Origin of the sequence: Streptomyces sp. NBC_01463, from assembly GCA_036227345.1 — a bacterium.
Taxonomy (GTDB): Bacteria; Actinomycetota; Actinomycetes; order Streptomycetales; family Streptomycetaceae; genus Streptomyces.
In genome coordinates this window covers 4561437-4577387 of the sequence record CP109468.1, presented here as the reverse complement: position 1 = coordinate 4577387, position 15951 = coordinate 4561437, and the positions used below count along the sequence as shown (strand labels likewise).

Here is a 15951-nt window from a genome sequence, read left to right as displayed (position 1 = left end):
TCAGGTACGGGCTGCGGGCTGATCACGTAGTGCGCGGCCGGTAGCGTATGCGCGAACAGCACACCGCCGGACCGCACACCGGTGCGGTCAGGACTGACGGAGAGGGCTGGAACAGTTATGGAAGAGCCGCGTCGCCTCGGCGGCCGGTACGAGCTGGGCTCGGTGCTCGGCCGTGGTGGCATGGCCGAGGTCTACCTCGCTCACGACACCCGGCTCGGCCGCACCGTAGCTGTGAAGACGCTCCGGGCGGACCTCGCCCGCGACCCGTCCTTCCAGGCCCGGTTCCGCCGTGAGGCCCAGTCCGCCGCCTCGCTCAACCATCCGGCGATCGTCGCGGTCTACGACACCGGTGAGGACTACGTCGACGGGGTCTCGATCCCGTACATCGTCATGGAGTACGTCGACGGGTCGACGCTCAGGGAACTGCTTCACTCCGGCCGCAGACTGCTGCCCGAGCGCACCCTGGAAATGACCGTGGGGATCCTCCAGGCGCTGGAGTACTCGCACCGCGCCCAGATCGTCCACCGCGACATCAAGCCGGCGAACGTCATGCTGACGCGCACCGGCCAGGTCAAGGTCATGGACTTCGGCATCGCCCGCGCCATGGGCGACTCCGGCATGACGATGACCCAGACCGCGGCCGTCATCGGCACCGCCCAGTACCTCTCCCCGGAGCAGGCCAAGGGCGAGCAGGTCGACGCGCGCTCCGACCTGTACTCCACCGGCTGCCTGCTCTACGAGCTGCTGGCCGTCAGACCGCCGTTCGTCGGGGACTCGCCCGTCGCGGTGGCCTACCAGCACGTACGGGAAGAGCCTCAGCCGCCCAGCAACTTCGACCCCGAGATCACGCCCGAGATGGACGCGATCGTGCTGAAGGCGCTCACCAAGGACCCCGACTACCGCTACCAGTCGGCCGACGAGATGCGCGCCGACATCGAGGCCTGCCTCGACGGCCAGCCGGTCGCGGCGACCGCGGCGATGGGTGCGGCCGGTTACGGCGGCTACGGCGGTTACGACAACGACCAGCCCACCACCGCCCTGCGCGCCACGGACCAGAACGGCGAGCGGACGTCGATGCTGCCGCCGGTCAACCCGGACGACGGCGGCTACGGCTACGACGACCGCCCCGACCGCCGGCGCCAGAAGAAGAGCAACACCTCGACGATCCTGCTGGTCATCGCGGGCATCCTGGTGCTGATCGGCGCGATCCTCATCGGCAAGGCCGTCTTCGGCGGCGACGGCGACAGCGGCGACGGCACGTTCAAGGCGCCGAACATGGTCGGTTCGACCTTCAAGGAAGCCCAGCAGCTCGCGGACAACACCAACACCGTGGTCAAGCAGGGTCCCAAGGAAGAGTGCGAGGACCAGCCCGCGGGCAAGATCTGCCGGCAGAACCCGACGAAGGACCAGCAGGTCTCGGAGGGCGACACCATCACGGTCTTCGTCTCCAGCGGCGCGCCGAAGATCGAGGTGCCGGACGTCACGGAGAAGTCCGAGGAGAGCGCCCGCAAGAACCTCGAGGACAAGGGCTTCACGGTCACGGTCACCTCGGTCGAGTCCGCCGACGCCGATCCCGGCACGGTCCTGAAGCAGTCCCCGAAGGGCGGCGCCAAGGCCGAGAAGAACTCCGAGGTGAAGCTCTCGGTCGCGACCGAGAAGCTGCTCTCCATGCCGCCGGTGACCGGCCGCTCGTTCGACGACGCGGTCGCCCAGCTCAACGGGAACGGCTTCACCAACATCGGCAAGAGCGAGGTCGACTCCGAGAAGCCGGCGGGCGAAGTGGTCGATCAGAACCCGGCAGCCGGCGAGAAGGTGGGCAAGGACACCGCGATCGTCCTCAAGGTGTCCAAGGGCCCGACGCAGCCCGCGACGGTGCCCGTCCCCGAGGTCAGGGGCGGGAAGGTCTCCGACGCCAAGGCGAAGCTGACCCAGGCCGGCTTCACGCAGATCAAGTTCGCCGACGGCAGCTCGCCCGACGACAACGCCACCGTCGTCAACATCGACCCGCAGCCGAACACCCAGGCCGACCCGGCCACCACCGTCATCACACTCACGACGATGGGCGGCAACGGGAACGGCGGACTCCTGGGCGGCGGGAACGGCCAGTAGGACGCACGGTCCAGTACACACAGGGCCCCGGTCACCTCAACGGTGACCGGGGCCCTGTGTCTGTCTGCGACCGGGTCAGCGCAGCTCCGCCGGCTTCGTACGGTCGCGGTCGACCTTCTCCGTACGCACCAGTTCGCCCCACACGATGTAGCGGTACTTCGACGTGAAGACGGGGGTGCACGTCGTCAGCGTGATGTAGCGGCCGGCCTTCTTCGCGCCGGAGCCCTTCGGCACCGCCTGGAGCACGTCGACGTTGTACTTCGACGTCTCGGGAAGCTCCTTGAAGACCTTGTAGACGTACCAGGTGTCCTTGGTCTCGAAGACGACCGCGTCCCCGGTCCGCACCTTGTCGATGTTGTGGAACTTGGCCCCGTGGCCGTCGCGGTGGGCGGCCAGGGTGAAGTTGCCGGTCTTGTCCGAGGGCAGCGCAGATTTCACCGGATCGGTGTAGTAGCCGGCGATGCCGTCGTTGAGATTCTCGGTGTCGGTGCCCTTCTTCACGAGCACCTCGCCGTTCCTCATCGACGGAACGTGGAGGAAGCCGATGCCGTCCTTGGTGTCCAGGGCGCCGGGGCCGCCCGCCCAGCGGTCGCGGACGGTGTGGCTCTGCGCGGTGGCCTCGCGGTCGGCGAGCACGTTCGTCCACCAGAGGGAGTAGACGACGAACAGGCCGAGCACCAGACCTGCGGTGATCAGGAGTTCGCCGAAGACGCTGACGGCGGTCGCGACGGGATGGCGGCCCCTGGGTCGCACCGGGGGCGCGGACTCGCCGGTCTGCTCTTGGTCCTCGGTCCTCGCTGCCACCGCACCGTCCCTGTCGTGATGTCGTTCGGCCCGCTCACTCCACGAGCGCGTCGGGTTTCCCCTTGCTGCGCGGCCGTTCGTCGACCATCTTGCCCCAGACGATCAAACGGTACGTACTCGTGAATTCGGGCGTACAGGTCGTCAGGGTGATGTACCGCCCGGGCTTCTTGAAGCCGGACTGCGGCGGCACCTCGCCGATGACCGACACGTTGGACGGCGAGGTCTGAGGCAGGACGCTCGTCATCTCGTACGTGTAGTAGGCGTCCTGGGTCTCGACCACGACCTTGTCGCCGGGGTTCAGCCGGTTGATGTAGCGGAACGGCTCGCCGTGCGTGTTGCGATGACCGGCCAGCGCGAAGTTGCCCTGCTTGTCCGACGGCATCGCCGTGCGCAGCGGTTCCTCCCCGTAATGGCCGACCATCCCGCGGTCGAGCACCTTCTCCTTGCTGATGCCCTCGGCGATCGGCGTGACGACGTCGAGCTTCGGGATGTGGATGATGGCGAAACCCTGGCCCGGTGCGAACACTCCGGGGCTGCGTTTGCCGTGGGCCCAGTCGTCCTGGATCTTGTGCGTCTCCTTGCCGGCGATCTGTTCGGCACGCACGTTCGTCCACCACAGCTGGTACGTGACGAACAGCAGCATCAGCACGCCGAGCGAGATGAACAGCTCACCGACCACCCGGCTGACGACGACCGCGGGGCTGTCCTTGGCCGCCTTGGCCGCACGGCGCGCCTCGACCCGCGACATCGGCTTCGCCGGGGCCGCCGCGCCGTCCGCTCCTGCCGCCCCGGTCACCGGCTGCGCGTCCCCGCGCCGGTGGCCGCGGCCCTTCGCCGCACGACGCCGCTCGGCCCGGCCACCGGTGGCCGCGGACCCGGGATCGGTATCCCGCTCCGGCTCCGGCTCCGGCTGCGAGTCCGGGCGGACCGTCGTCACCGGCAGGACGGCCGTGACCGCTTCGTCGGCGACGACTATTCGCCGGGGCTCCGCCTTCCGCAGCGCGACGGTCTCCTCATGGCGGGGCATCGGAACAGCGGGCGCCGTGGGAACCGGCTCTGCCGGCACGGCGGCGGGCGGGGACTGCGCGGGCGAGCGCCGCACGGACTCCTGGTGGCCGTACCAGTCCCGCTCGTACCCTTCGGGGTCGTACCACTCGCTCGGCTGGCCCTGGCCCGCCTGTGGCCCCTGTGACGCCTGCGTCGGGGTCCCTGCGGCGACGGGCTCGGCCGCCCCGCCGCCGTCCGCGGCAGACTGCTCCGCGGGGATGTTGTCCGCCCGGAACCAGGGGGACGCGTGCCGCCCCGGCAGCGGATCGTTCAGTGGGTCCACCAACTGGTCGACCGCCGCCTCGAACGCGCCTGAGGCCTCGTACGCACCGGGGTCGTACGGGCCGTCCTGTCCGGCGTCGGATCCGTGGCGGGGTGGGGTCACGCGACGGCCTTGCCCACCACCGGCGCGAGTCCCGCCGACCTCTCGACGGCGCCGGTGTCACCGCACTGTGCCAGCCAGTTCGCCAGCATCAGATGGCCGTGTTCGGTGAGCACCGACTCCGGATGGAACTGCACTCCCTCGACCGCCAGCTCCCGGTGGCGCAGCCCCATGATGATGCCGTCGGCCGTCCGCGCGGTGACCTCCAGCTCATCGGGGACCGTGTCCGGTTCGGCGGCGAGCGAGTGGTAGCGGGTCGCGGTGAACGGGGAGGGCAGGCCGGCGAACACGCCCCCGCCCTCGTGGATCACCGGGGAGGTCTTGCCGTGCAGCAGCTCGGGGGCGCGGTCCACCACACCGCCGTACGCCACCGCCATCGACTGCATGCCCAGACAGACGCCGAAGACCGGGACACCGGTCGCCGCGCAGTGCCGCACCATGTCGACGCAGACACCCGCGTGCTCGGGGGTGCCGGGGCCCGGCGAGAGCAGGACGCCGTTGAAGCCGTCCTGCGCGTGGGCCGTGGTCACCTCGTCGTTGCGCAGCACCTCGCACTCGGCGCCCAGCTGGTAGAGGTACTGCACGAGGTTGAAGACGAAGCTGTCGTAGTTGTCGACGACCAGGATGCGGGCGCTCACCGGACGGCCCCCATCGCGCTCGTGCCGTCGCCGTCCACCGTCACATCGCCGAACGGAAGCAGCGGCTCCGCCCACGGGAAGACGTACTGGAACAGCACGTAGACGACCGCCAGGGCGAGCACGAGCGAAATGACCCCACGCACCCAGACGTTGCCCGGCAGATGCCGCCAGATCCAGCCGTACATGCTGACCCCTCCATTCGGTACGGGACCAGACTAAAGGGCCCGGGCATCGCCGTGGGTCAGCTGTGGAAAGCCGCGGGCCCACGGCGGGTCAGCTGCGGAGGGCCGCCGGCCTGCCGTCGGTCACCGGCTGCGTCGCGTCCAGGTGCGCCCAGGCGATCAGCCGGTGGCTGCTGCCCCATTCCGGCTCGCAGGTGGTCAGCGTCAGATAGCGGCCGGGCCCGTCGAAACCGGACTTGCGGGGGACCGGGTCGATGACCCCGACATCGCTCGGCACGGTGCGGTACGGCTTCTTGTCGATGCGGTACGTGAACCACGTCGTCCCGTCCGTCACCAGCACCGCGTCGCCGGGGCGCAGTTTCGGGAAGTCCTTGAACGGGTCTCCGTAGGTGCGGCGGTGCCCGGCCACCGCGAAGTTGCCCGTCTCGCCGGGGCCGGCCGTGCCGCGGTAGTGGCCCAGCCCCTTCTGCAAGGTCTTGACCTCGGTGTTCTCCAGGACGGGCCGCTCCCAGCTCTTGCCGAAGCGGGGTATGTACAGCATCGCGAACGGCTTTCCGTCGCGGAGGGCCTTGTGGTCCGGGGCTTTCGGGTCGGGCGTCTCCGGTGACGCCGACGGGGCGGGCGCCGGTGCGGGTGCGGGCGTGACCACCGCTCCCTGGGCCCACTGCTTCTGCAGGGCGTCGATCTGGCCCTCGGTCGCACCCGCGGCCTTCACTCCCGTCCAGAACAGGACGTACACCACAAAGAGAACGATCAGGGCGCCGACGGTGATGCACAGCTCGCTGAACGTCCTGACGATCAGTCGCACCGACACCGGTCGGCCTCCCCGCAGCTGCTCGCTACTTCACCGGCTCCGCATAGTGGAGATCCACTGTGCCCGAGTAGCCGGGAAGAGTCACCGCCTCGTGCTCGTCGACTTTCCAGCCGAGCCCGTAGGCCTTCACGTAGAGCAGGTAGTTCTGGATCGCCGGGGAGGCGTTGAGCGCGCGCTCCAGCTTCCCCGGGTCGCCCACGGCGGTGATCTTGTACGGCGGTGAGTAGACGCGCCCCTGGAGGATCAGGGTGTTGCCGACGCAGCGCACCGCGCTGGTGGAGATCAGCCGCTGGTCCATGACCTTGACGCCACGGGCGCCGCCCTGCCACAGGGCGTTCACCACGGCCTGGAGGTCCTGCTGGTGAATGACCAGGTCATTGGGTTGCGGATCGGGGTAGCCGGGGCTCGCGGTGGCGTTCTGCGGGGCATCGTCGAGGGTGACGGACACGGCCCGGCCCGAGAGCTTCGAGGTGCCGGCGGCCCGCTCCAGCGCCTTCAGCCGGGCGTCCTCCGCCTTGGTGCTGCCGTCGTCGCGCTGGGCGAGGGTGTCGATGTCCTGGCGCACGGAGGCGGCGGACTCGTCCAGAGCGGCGTTCTTCTCGCTGCGCTGCTGAATGAGATCGGAGAGTTTCAGCAGCGAGGAGTCCGTACGGATATTGGTGCCCTTGGCGGTGTTCGCACTGGTCACGAAGATGAGTCCGGCCAGGGCGAAAACGGCAGCCGTGAGCACTTTGGCCGGATGCCGGAAGGTGCGCCGGACCGGCCCTGGGGGAGAGTCGGCAGAATTGCTCAACGTACCCTTATCTCCTTCGGCGCCACGGAAGCACTACGCTAACGGACGCCCGGGGGAGGCAGCATTCCCCCTCGCGCCCAGCCCCGGCGCCAGCCACAGTTCCCTGCGCGGTCACGCAGCGCATCGACAGGAGAGTTCCTCGTGCCGAAGTCACGTATCCGCAAGAAGGCCGACTTCACGCCCCCTCCGGCGAAGCAGGCAACCAACATAAAGCTGACCAACCGCAGTTGGGTCGCGCCGGTGATGCTGGCGCTGTTCCTGATCGGTCTGGCCTGGATCGTCGTGTTCTACGTGACCGACGGCGACCTGCCGATCGATTCGCTGGGGAACTGGAACATCGTCGTCGGCTTCGGCTTCATCGCCGGCGGCTTCGGTGTCTCGACCCAGTGGAAGTAGCTCCGCGGACCGTCTAGCACCACAGCGGGCACCCGTCCCGCAACCCTTGCCCTGAGTTACCCACAGCGTTATCCACAGGCGGGGGAAAAGGTCAGACGATCTGTGGATAACTCCTCGGCCGTTGACGCCGGTGTGACTGCAGCCACCCTCGACGCGGGCGGCACGCCCCTTGTCCTCGCTGGAAAAACCCAGCTCAGTGACAAGGGGCACAGTTGTACCCGCTGCATGCACAAGATCGCGTGCACGCTGTGGACAACTTCGATCACAAACGGTCGATAACGGCCCCGGTGGCTTCGTGCGCAGCCGTATCCGCGTCGGCATCCGCATCCGCCTATCGAGCCGCGGAGCCGTTTACGTCAGCGAGGCCGTTCTCGCGACGACGATCAGGATCACCACGAGCAGCACCGCGGCACAGGTGCCGAACTGCACCAGATTCCGCCGCTCCCGTGGCGCGTGCACCATGCCGATCCCGATCAGCGCACCGGCGACCAGCCCGCCCACATGGGCCTGCCAGGCGATGCCGCCCCAGGGGTTGAAGGTGATGACCAGGTTGAGCGCGAGGAGCGTGAAGACCGGGCGCATGTCGTAGTTCAGCCGGCGCATCAGGACGACGGTGGCGCCCAGCAGACCGAAGATGGCACCCGAAGCACCCAGCGAGGGCTGGTTCTCCGCGGCGAGCCAGTAGGTCAGGGCGCCGCCCGCCAGCCCGGAGATCAGATAGAGCGCGAGATAGCGGGCGCGGCCGAGCGCCGCCTCCAGCGGACCGCCCAGCCACCACAGTCCCAGCATGTTGAAGGCGATGTGCCACACCTCCTGGTGCAGGAACATCGACGTCACCAGCCGGTACCACTGGCCTTCGGCGATGCCCTCGGGCGGACCGCCGTAGTAGAAGTTGGCCCGGCCCAGCAGCACCAGGTCGTCGACCAGGGCCTTGTTGGCCAGCACCGCGACGAACACCGCGAGGTTGATCCCCAGCAGGATCTTGGTGACCAGCCGGGGATCGGCCGCGACGGTGCCGCCGGCGACCGTGCGCGGACTGTTCGCCGCCGGGTGGTGTCCCGTACCCGACCCCTCGCGCACGCAGTCGGGGCACTGGAAGCCGACCGAGGCGCTGACCATGCAGTCGGGGCAGATCGGGCGCTCGCAGCGGGTGCAGCGAACCGCCGTCTCACGGCCCGGGTGGCGGTAACAGCTGACCGGACCGTCGACGGACGGGCTCGGGTCCTGGCCGCCGGGCGGCTGCTGGTCCATCGGTCCCATCACTCCCGGCCCCTCGGTCCTCGTCGTCGCGGCGGCGCGCACGCCACCGCCCTGCGCATCCGCTCTCTCATCAAGTACGGACGGGCAGGGCGGTTGGTTCCCGAACGGAAGGACCGGAGAGTGACCGGCCGGTGACGAAAGGCGATCAGCGCTTCTCGACGACGACCGACTCGATGACCACGTCGTCCAGCGGGCGGTCGGTGCGCGCGTTGGTCGGGATGGCCGCGATGGCGTCGATCACCTTCTGGCTCGCCGGGTCCACCACCTCGCCGAAGATGGTGTGCTTGCCGGTCAGCCATGCGGTCGGCGACACGGTCAGGAAGAACTGCGAGCCGTTGGTGCCCGGGCCCGCGTTGGCCATGGCCAGCAGGTACGGCTTGGTGAAGGCGAGGTCGGGGTGGAACTCGTCACCGAACTCGTACCCCGGACCCCCGGTGCCGTTGCCCAGCGGGTCGCCGCCCTGGATCATGAAGCCGCTGATGACCCGGTGGAAGACGGTGCCGTCGTACAGCCGGTCCGTGGACTTGGCCCCGGTCGCGGGGTGGGTCCACTCGCGCTCACCGGTGGCGAGCTCGACGAAGTTCCTGACCGTCTTCGGCGCGTGGTTCGGCAGGAGCCGGATCTCGATGTCGCCCTGGTTGGTCTTCAAGGTGGCGTAAAGCTGCTCGGCCACGATCTGCCTTCCGTAAGTCTGGTCTGACGTCCACCGATCCTCGCACGGTCCACCCCGCCCGGCGCCCGGCCCGGCCGCGCCGCACGGAGCCTTCGCACCCCTGCGCCCCCTCGCACGCCGTCCGCCTGCGGCTTCCCATACTTCGCGCCGAACGGGGCACAAGAACAAATGCGGCCAAGTGTGTGACCAATCGGCGCGTGGCGGACCGAACCGTGGCATTGTCATCGGGAGGCTCCCCTTGCACCTGCTTGTCCCACGGCATCCTGCATGACTCGAATGACCCGGATGCCCGTCCCACGTGCCCCACAGGCCCCCTGCAGGCATGATCTCGAATTGGGTGGAAAGGCGGAGTACCTACCCGCCACCAAGGAGGAGGATCCCGTGACCCGCATCGACAGCGTGCGCGCCGCAACCGACTCGGCGAAGGACAGCGTGCAGCACGCCGCGGTAGTGGTGGCGCCCTACGCCGACTCGGCCAAGGAGCAGGCCGCTCACTACGCGAACGAGGCACGCACGCTGCTCGCGCCGAAGGTGTCGAAGGCAGCGCAGCAGGCCCGAGTCCAGTACGACGCGCACCTCGCACCACGACTCGAACTCGCCCTCGCACACGTGCCCCCCAAGGTCGACGAGGCGGCACAGCGCGCCGCGCGGGGCACCCGTAAGGCCGCCAAGAGCGCCGCGGACTACACCGTGCCCCGCTTCGAGCACGCCCTCGCCGCCGCCCAGCCCGTGGCCGAGGAGGCCACAGCCCGCAGTTCGGCCGCGCTGGCCGCCCTGCGCGGACAGGTCACGGCGAAGGAGATCAGGAAGCTCACCAAGAAGCACGACCGGCGGGCCAGGGCCGGCCGGGCGTTCAAGGGTCTGGCCGTGGCCGGCCTCCTGGCGGGCGGCGCGTATGCCGTCTGGCGCTGGTGGGACAAGCAGGCCAACCCCGACTGGCTGGTCGAGCCCCCCGCCCCCACCGAGGTCGACGACCGCGCCCCGCTGACCTCGGTCGACGGCAGCGGCGAGCCGATCCTGGACCCTGAGGTCCAGGCGAAGCAGGCCGACGCCGAGGCGGACGGCCGGGACACCGTGGACGGCAAGGACCTGGACGACCGTCCCTGACCTGCCGCCGGACCCGCTCACGAAAAATGCCCTCTGATCTGCGTTCGCGCAGATCAGAGGGCATTTCGTATGTGGAGCCTAGGAGATTCGAACTCCTGACATCTGCCTTGCAAAGGCAGCGCTCTACCAACTGAGCTAAGGCCCCGAGAAGCAGGCAGCACCCGACGCTCGGCGTCGTGGGCCACCGCCGCAGACCAGAGTACCGGGTCACCCCCTGATTCCTCCAAAAAGATGGGGGCTCCCGGTCGGCAACCACGCTCCGTAAGATGCTCGTCGAGGTTCGCAGCAGCGAAGCCGCAGCGAAGGGGAGACGCCATGGATGCAGCGCAGCAAGAGGCAACGGCGAGAGCCAGGGATCTTCAGCGCAGTTGGTACGGGGAGCCGTTGGGCGCGCTCTTCCGCCGGCTGATCGATGATCTCGGTCTGAACCAGGCCCGGCTCGCCGCGGTGCTCGGGCTGTCCGCCCCCATGCTCTCCCAGCTCATGAGCGGTCAGCGGGCGAAGATCGGCAACCCCGCGGTCGTCCAGCGCGTCCAGGCGCTCCAGGAACTCGCCAGTCAGGTCGCGGACGGCAGCGTCAGCGCGGGAGAGGCCACCGACCGCATGGAAGAGATCAAGAAGTCCCAGGGCGGCTCCGTGCTCACCGGCACCGGCCAGACCACGACGACCGGCGGCGCCCCCACCGTGCGCCGTGTGGTCCGCGAGATCCAGTCGCTGCTGCGGTCCGTCGCGGCCGCCGGTGACATCATCGATGCCGCGGACTCCCTCGCCCCGACCCACCCGGAACTGGCAGAGTTCCTCAGGGTCTACGGCGCAGGGCGCACCGCGGACGCCGTGGCGCACTACGAGGGCCACCAGAACTAGACGCCGGACCGGACGGCGGCGGCAGTGGCAGCAGAACGCACGGACCGAGACGGGAACGGGGAGCGGGCGCAGCACAATGGGTGAGGTCTTCGCTGGTCGGTACGAACTGATCGATCCGATCGGACGTGGTGGGGTCGGTGCTGTCTGGCGTGCCTGGGATCACCGGCGCCGCCGTTATGTGGCGGCCAAGGTCCTCCAGCAGAGCGACGCGCACACGCTGCTGCGCTTCGTGCGGGAGCAGGCCCTGCGGATCGAGCATCCGCACGTGCTCGCCCCGGCGAGCTGGGCGGCGGACGACGACAAGGTCCTGTTCACGATGGACCTGGTCAGCGGTGGCTCGCTGGCCCATGTCATCGGTGACTACGGCCCGTTGCCCCCCAGGTTCGTCTGCACGCTCCTCGACCAGCTGCTGTCCGGGCTGTCGACGGTGCACGCCGAAGGGGTCGTCCACCGGGACATCAAGCCGGCGAACATCCTGATGGAGGCCACCGGAACGGGACGGCCGCACCTGCGGCTCTCCGACTTCGGGATCTCCATGCGCAAGGGCGAGCCGCGCCTCACCGAGACGAACTACGTGGTGGGGACGCCGGGTTACTTCGCCCCCGAGCAGATGATGGGCGCGGAGCCGGACTTCCCCGCCGACCTCTTCGCGGTCGGCCTCGTCGCCCTCTATCTGCTCCAAGGCCAGAAGCCCGACTCCCAGGCGCTCGTCGAGCACTTCGCCTCGTACGGGACGCCGAGCGCCCCGCAGGGCATCCCCGAACCGCTGTGGCAGGTCCTCGCGGGGCTGTTGCAGCCGGACCCGCAGGCCCGCTTCCGTACGGCCACGGGCGCGCGCAAGGCCCTCACCGCCGCCGTCGAGATGCTGCCCGAACCCGGGATCGACGACGAGCCGGTGGAGGTCTTCGACCAAATCGGCCCGCTGCCCGCCGGGTTCGGCCCCACGGGCCCCGAGCAGGCCTCCCGGACCTCCCACACCTCCGAGGCCCCTCAGACCCCCCAGGCATCCCCTCAGGCCTCTCAGGCACCTCAGGCAACGGGGCAGCAGCCGTACGCGCAGCCGCAGCCGCCCTCCGCGATGTCGGAGACGGGCAGCTTCCACCTCCCGCCGCCCCCGCAACACCCCACGCCCGCGCCCCAGGCGATGACGCCCGTCGCGGCGCATCCGGCCCAGCAGGCCGCCCCCTACCCCGCTGCCGTACCGGACGCCTCGCAGGCCCCCACCGCCGCGGTGCCGCACGACCAGCCGCTCACCCGGGCCTACACCGCCCAGCACCCACAGGCCCCACAGGTCTCCCATGCCCCGGTGGCCTCCCACGCGGCCCCGGCCCCGCAGACGCGTCCGGGACCGTCCCCGAAGGTGGCGGTCCCGGTCCTGCTGGTGGCGCTGATCTGTTTCGCCGTGGGCATCTGGGCGCTGACCCAGGCCTGAGCGGAGCCCGGCCCGTGAGGGGGGCCGGGCCGCTACCAGGCCTGCGGCGGCCCTCCGTACGGTGACTGCCCGCTACCGGCGCTGCTCGCACGGCGGCGCGCGAGCAGTGTCCAGGCGCCGAGCGCGATGACGAGCACCGCGCCGGCGCCGATGCCGGCCGCGCCGACCAGCTTCATCGTGTCGCTCTTGCTCTCGGCCGCCTGCAGATCGCTCTGGCCGTTCTTCGCCATGTCCTTGTCGTCCTGCGTGACGGAGAAGATCCCGGCGTCACCCTTGTACGGCGTCCCCTTGGCCTCGCCGTCCACCTTGACCGTCAGCGTGAGCGGGAACGGCTTCTTGCCGTAGGCCGTACCGACCTCCGGGCTCAGTGAGACGGACAGGTAGTACCAGCCGGCGAAGCGCATGGCGCTGACGCTGCTGTCGGAGTCGAACCTGTTGTTGTACGCCACCGGCGGCACCGGGTCGAGGGAGACGGAGGCGGGCTTGCCCGAGTACGCCATGGGCGAGACGTCGTCCACATGGCCGTGGGCCGGGTTGTCCAGGGACATCGCGAGCGCGTTGCCGATGTACTCGTTCTCCTCGGTGCCCGTGCTGTTGCCGAGGCCGGCGGTGGCGAAGACCTGCTGCCCCCAGTCGACCGGGACCCGGTAGAAGAGGGTCTGGCCCGGCGTGATCTCGTCCTTCCACTCGCCCGTCTCCAGGCTCGTGGCGTCGTAGTAACTGCTGCCGCCCTGCCTGCGGTTGTCGGCCGCCGCGGCAGGCGGTTCCGGCGAGGCGGACGGCCATTCCTCCGGGGCGTTCGTCGGCATCGAGCCGCCCTCGGCGAGCTCCGGCTCCGTCTCGTACCGCAGCTCCAGGTCCCAGTCCTCCGGGCCCGAGGTGTCCTTGCTCTCCCGCTCGACCAGGACGTTGAACGTACCGGCGCCCTGGCAGGTGCTGCTGTCCTTCTCCACGGTCCGGTAGGCGTACGCGGCGATCGGCCGCGGGTACTCCGCGGACTCGAAGTGGGCGTCCTCGGAGCTGCACCGCAGGTCGGAGTTGTCCCTGATGCTGACCGTGACGCCGTCCCCGTAGGCCACCTTGCCGCCACCCTTGGGCACCACGACGGCCGAGACGTACGCGTTCGTCGTCGCCGCCAGGTTCAGGCGGTAGTAGAGCTTCTGGCCGGCCTTGATCGTGCTCTTGTAGACCGAGCCGGCCTTGAGCTCCGACGCCTCGGTGTTGACCTCGGCCCCGGTCACCGGCTTCGCGCCCGGGTCGAAGGCGTACGCGCCGTTCGCCCCGTCCGCGTACGCCTGTCCCGGCAGCGCCGCCACCGCGCACATCGCCGCGAACGCGGCCAGTGCCACCCGGCCCCTGCTGCGCTGCCTCATCACGCGCTTCCCCTCGTCGTCCGTGCGGCTGACCCGCGGCGGCTGCGTACATATACGAACACGGCGACCAGTACGGCCATGACGCCCGCCCCGGCAGCAGCCGCGATGCCGGTCCATCCTGCCCCTCCCGCACCACCGCTGTCTGCGGACGCGATCGAATCGCCCCTCTTGTCCGCATCCTGGCCCGCCTCGCCGCCCGCCTTCCCTGCCGCGGCGGGGGCGCCGTGCTCCGGTCCGGTGCGTGCCTCGCCGAGCACCGACACCCGCAGCACCAGACCGATCTGCGGATTCTCCGCGATCTCGGCGGCCTGCGCGCCCAGCGTGACCGAAATGTAGAACTCGCCCCCGGCGTGCACCGGCTGGACGTCGGTCCGGTCCTCGTAGCGGTTCGTCCAGGCGACCGGGACACCACCCATCGCGACCGCCGAAGGACGGCCGCTGTACATCGTGCTCGTGCTGAACTCGCCGCCCCCGGTGAGCGGATGGCGGGCCGGCGTGTAAAGCCGGGTCGCGCCGTAGGAGTACGTGGCGGCCGTCCCGTCCACCGTGGGCTCGTTCGCGAACTCCACGTCGTAGCGCACCTGCTGGCCCCAGCTCGCCGGGACCTTGTACCAGAGCGTCTGGGAGGGCAGGATCCGGTCGCGCCACACGCCCTGGGCGATGGTCCGGGCGTCGTTGAACCCGGTGCCGCCGCGCACGTCCCGCGGGTTGCCCGCGGGCAGCGTGGCCTCCTTGCCGCCCCGGCCGTACTCCGTCTGCGACTGGGCGGGCGTCACGCCCTTCGCCAGCGGCGCCTCCGCCCCGAGCACGAGCTCCAGCGGCCAACGTGCGGCGTCCGAGCCCTTCTTGCTCTCCCGCTCCACCACCAGCCGGTACCGGCCCGCCCGGTCGCAGGTACGCGTCCCCGTCTTCGAGCGGATGCGGGCGACCGCCGACGTCAGCGGTACGGCCCCCTCCTTCTGCGCGAAACGCTCGGTGTGCGTCCCGCAGGAGCCGTGCTCGTCGTACTCGATCCTGGTGCTCAGCGCGTCGAACGTGTCCACGGCCGCACCCGGCTGCGGCACCGCCGTCGCCGCGAGGTCCACCGTGGACTCGGAGTCCAGATCGGCGGCGTAGTAGCGCTTCTCGCCCGGGCCGATGGTGTCCAGATACTGCCCCGGTACGAGCACGGGCGCCCGGTCCGCGGTGGCCGCGCCCGCGACGCGCCGGCCCCGGAGGCGGTAGCCGTCCGCGGAGAGCTGCGAGGCACGCTGGAGCTGGCGGGCCAGCGCCTTGGCGTCGGGTGCGTCGTAGTAGCGGCCGTTGCCCGCGTTCGCGATGCACTCCAGTTGCTTGCGGGCCGCGCCCTTCACCTGGAAGCCGACCGTGTCGATCCGCAGCCCGATCCCCTCCCTGCCGAGCTGTTCGGCGACCTCGCAGGGCTGCGACGTACCGCAGTTGTCCTCTCCGTCGGAGATCAGCAGGACCGTGCGCGTACCGATGGCGCCGCCCGTGGGTTCCGGCAGGTCCTGGGCCGCTTTGCGCAGCGACAGGCCGATGGGGGTGTCGCCCCGGGGCCGTACGCCCGCGACGGCCCGCTTCACCGCGGCCCGGTCGAGCTTCTGCACCGGGCGGACCAGCCGGGTGTCCGTGCAGCCCTGCGGGTGGTCGGCGCCGTACACCCGCAGACCGGTCGGATAACCGTCGGGCAGACCGTCCACGACCGTGCCGACGGCCGTGCGGGCACTCTCCATCCGGGTGTGCCCGGTCCCGTCGTCGTCCCCCATCGAGCCGGACGAGTCGAGCACCATGACCAGGCTGCCGCTTCCGTCGGACCGGGCCGCGTCCACCGCGGCGCCGGCACCGGGCGGACCCGCCAGGGCCGGCAGCGCGCCTGCCACCAGGGCGAACAGCGCCCCGCCGATCAATGTCCCCGCCCGCGCAGTGCGGTGGTGTGTGCGTGCCGTCACCCGTGCCCCCTCGACCGAAACCTCAGCTCGTTTGCTCAAGCAACCTATTGATTTGCTTGAGTGAACTCAAGAGCACAGGCGTCACGGTCCCGCAACAGCACGAAGCCCCGGCCGCATCAGCGACCGGG

At 70.1% G+C, this 15951-nt stretch carries 15 protein-coding genes and 1 tRNA gene; 5 read left to right on the top strand and 11 right to left on the bottom strand.

Features of this window, described 5'->3' with window-relative positions:
- The first annotated feature begins 117 nt into the window (after positions 1-117).
- Entirely contained in the window at positions 118-2109 is a 1992-nt protein-coding gene (gene pknB, locus OG521_20205) for a Stk1 family PASTA domain-containing Ser/Thr kinase (protein WUW22984.1), read from the top strand.
- Positions 2110-2184: 75 nt separating this feature from the next.
- Here the strand turns inward: pknB and OG521_20200 are convergent, their stop codons facing one another.
- From OG521_20200 to OG521_20175, 6 genes are all read right to left on the bottom strand, one after another.
- Positions 2185-2913 carry a class E sortase gene (locus OG521_20200; protein ID WUW22983.1) on the bottom strand — a complete coding sequence of 243 codons (729 nt, stop codon included), beginning with the start codon at positions 2911-2913 and terminating at the stop codon, positions 2185-2187.
- Between the two features lie 34 nt (positions 2914-2947).
- Entirely contained in the window at positions 2948-4345 is a 1398-nt protein-coding gene (locus tag OG521_20195; GenBank protein ID WUW22982.1) for a class E sortase, read from the bottom strand.
- Positions 4342-4980, bottom strand: a complete 639-nt coding sequence (locus OG521_20190) for an aminodeoxychorismate/anthranilate synthase component II (GenBank protein WUW22981.1) — start codon at positions 4978-4980, stop codon at positions 4342-4344. Before OG521_20190 ends, OG521_20195 begins: the two co-directional genes overlap by 4 nt.
- On the bottom strand, positions 4977-5165 hold the full coding sequence (locus OG521_20185; GenBank protein WUW22980.1) for a hypothetical protein: 189 nt from the start codon (positions 5163-5165) through the stop codon (positions 4977-4979). The genes OG521_20190 and OG521_20185 overlap by 4 nt, the downstream gene beginning before the upstream one ends.
- 88 nt (positions 5166-5253) lie before the next feature.
- The gene (locus OG521_20180) at positions 5254-5976 is read right to left on the bottom strand and encodes a class E sortase (protein ID WUW22979.1); all 723 of its coding nucleotides are present in this window, start codon (positions 5974-5976) and stop codon (positions 5254-5256) included.
- A 25-nt stretch (positions 5977-6001) separates the two neighbouring features.
- A complete protein-coding gene (locus OG521_20175; GenBank protein ID WUW22978.1) occupies positions 6002-6769 on the bottom strand; it encodes a DUF881 domain-containing protein in 768 nt (255 codons plus the stop codon).
- Between the two features lie 141 nt (positions 6770-6910).
- Between OG521_20175 and crgA the strand changes: the two genes are divergently transcribed.
- The gene (crgA, locus tag OG521_20170; GenBank protein ID WUW22977.1) at positions 6911-7165 is read left to right on the top strand and encodes a cell division protein CrgA; all 255 of its coding nucleotides are present in this window, start codon (positions 6911-6913) and stop codon (positions 7163-7165) included.
- A 351-nt stretch (positions 7166-7516) separates the two neighbouring features.
- On the opposite strand, the gene OG521_20165 is transcribed toward crgA, so the two are convergent.
- Together OG521_20165 and OG521_20160 are read right to left on the bottom strand one after the other, a co-directional pair.
- Complete coding sequence (locus tag OG521_20165) at positions 7517-8416, bottom strand: rhomboid family intramembrane serine protease (protein ID WUW22976.1); 900 nt, start codon at positions 8414-8416, stop codon at positions 7517-7519.
- 154 nt (positions 8417-8570) lie between these two features.
- Complete coding sequence (locus tag OG521_20160; protein WUW22975.1) at positions 8571-9098, bottom strand: peptidylprolyl isomerase; 528 nt, start codon at positions 9096-9098, stop codon at positions 8571-8573.
- Positions 9099-9479: 381 nt separating this feature from the next.
- On the opposite strand from OG521_20160, the gene OG521_20155 reads away from it, so the two are divergent.
- Positions 9480-10205, top strand: a complete 726-nt coding sequence (locus OG521_20155; protein ID WUW22974.1) for a DUF5324 family protein — start codon at positions 9480-9482, stop codon at positions 10203-10205.
- A gap of 72 nt (positions 10206-10277) precedes the next feature.
- On the opposite strand, the gene OG521_20150 is transcribed toward OG521_20155, so the two are convergent.
- A tRNA-Ala gene (locus OG521_20150) sits at positions 10278-10350 on the bottom strand.
- A 170-nt stretch (positions 10351-10520) separates the two neighbouring features.
- Between OG521_20150 and OG521_20145 the strand changes: the two genes are divergently transcribed.
- Together OG521_20145 and OG521_20140 are read left to right on the top strand one after the other, a co-directional pair.
- Positions 10521-11069, top strand: a complete 549-nt coding sequence (locus OG521_20145) for a DNA-binding protein (GenBank protein ID WUW22973.1) — start codon at positions 10521-10523, stop codon at positions 11067-11069.
- Positions 11070-11145: 76 nt separating this feature from the next.
- Positions 11146-12501 carry a protein kinase gene (locus tag OG521_20140; protein WUW22972.1) on the top strand — a complete coding sequence of 452 codons (1356 nt, stop codon included), beginning with the start codon at positions 11146-11148 and terminating at the stop codon, positions 12499-12501.
- A 32-nt stretch (positions 12502-12533) separates the two neighbouring features.
- Here the strand turns inward: OG521_20140 and OG521_20135 are convergent, their stop codons facing one another.
- Together OG521_20135 and OG521_20130 are read right to left on the bottom strand one after the other, a co-directional pair.
- On the bottom strand, positions 12534-13874 hold the full coding sequence (locus tag OG521_20135) for a hypothetical protein (protein ID WUW22971.1): 1341 nt from the start codon (positions 13872-13874) through the stop codon (positions 12534-12536).
- Positions 13874-15823 carry a VWA domain-containing protein gene (locus tag OG521_20130; GenBank protein WUW22970.1) on the bottom strand — a complete coding sequence of 650 codons (1950 nt, stop codon included), beginning with the start codon at positions 15821-15823 and terminating at the stop codon, positions 13874-13876. Before OG521_20130 ends, OG521_20135 begins: the two co-directional genes overlap by 1 nt.
- Positions 15824-15951 lie beyond the last annotated feature (128 nt).

Excerpts from the sequence above, each read along its gene's own strand:
- OG521_20135 (WUW22971.1), bottom strand. The coding sequence starts at position 13,874 with ATGAGGCAGCGCAGCAGGGGCCGGGTGGCACTGGCCGCGTTCGCGGCG.
- OG521_20165 (WUW22976.1), bottom strand. The coding sequence starts at position 8,416 with ATGGACCAGCAGCCGCCCGGCGGCCAGGACCCGAGCCCGTCCGTCGAC.
- OG521_20140 (WUW22972.1), top strand. The coding sequence starts at position 11,146 with ATGGGTGAGGTCTTCGCTGGTCGGTACGAACTGATCGATCCGATCGGA.
- OG521_20185 (WUW22980.1), bottom strand. The coding sequence starts at position 5,165 with ATGTACGGCTGGATCTGGCGGCATCTGCCGGGCAACGTCTGGGTGCGT.
- pknB (WUW22984.1), top strand. The coding sequence starts at position 118 with ATGGAAGAGCCGCGTCGCCTCGGCGGCCGGTACGAGCTGGGCTCGGTG.
- OG521_20145 (WUW22973.1), top strand. The coding sequence starts at position 10,521 with ATGGATGCAGCGCAGCAAGAGGCAACGGCGAGAGCCAGGGATCTTCAG.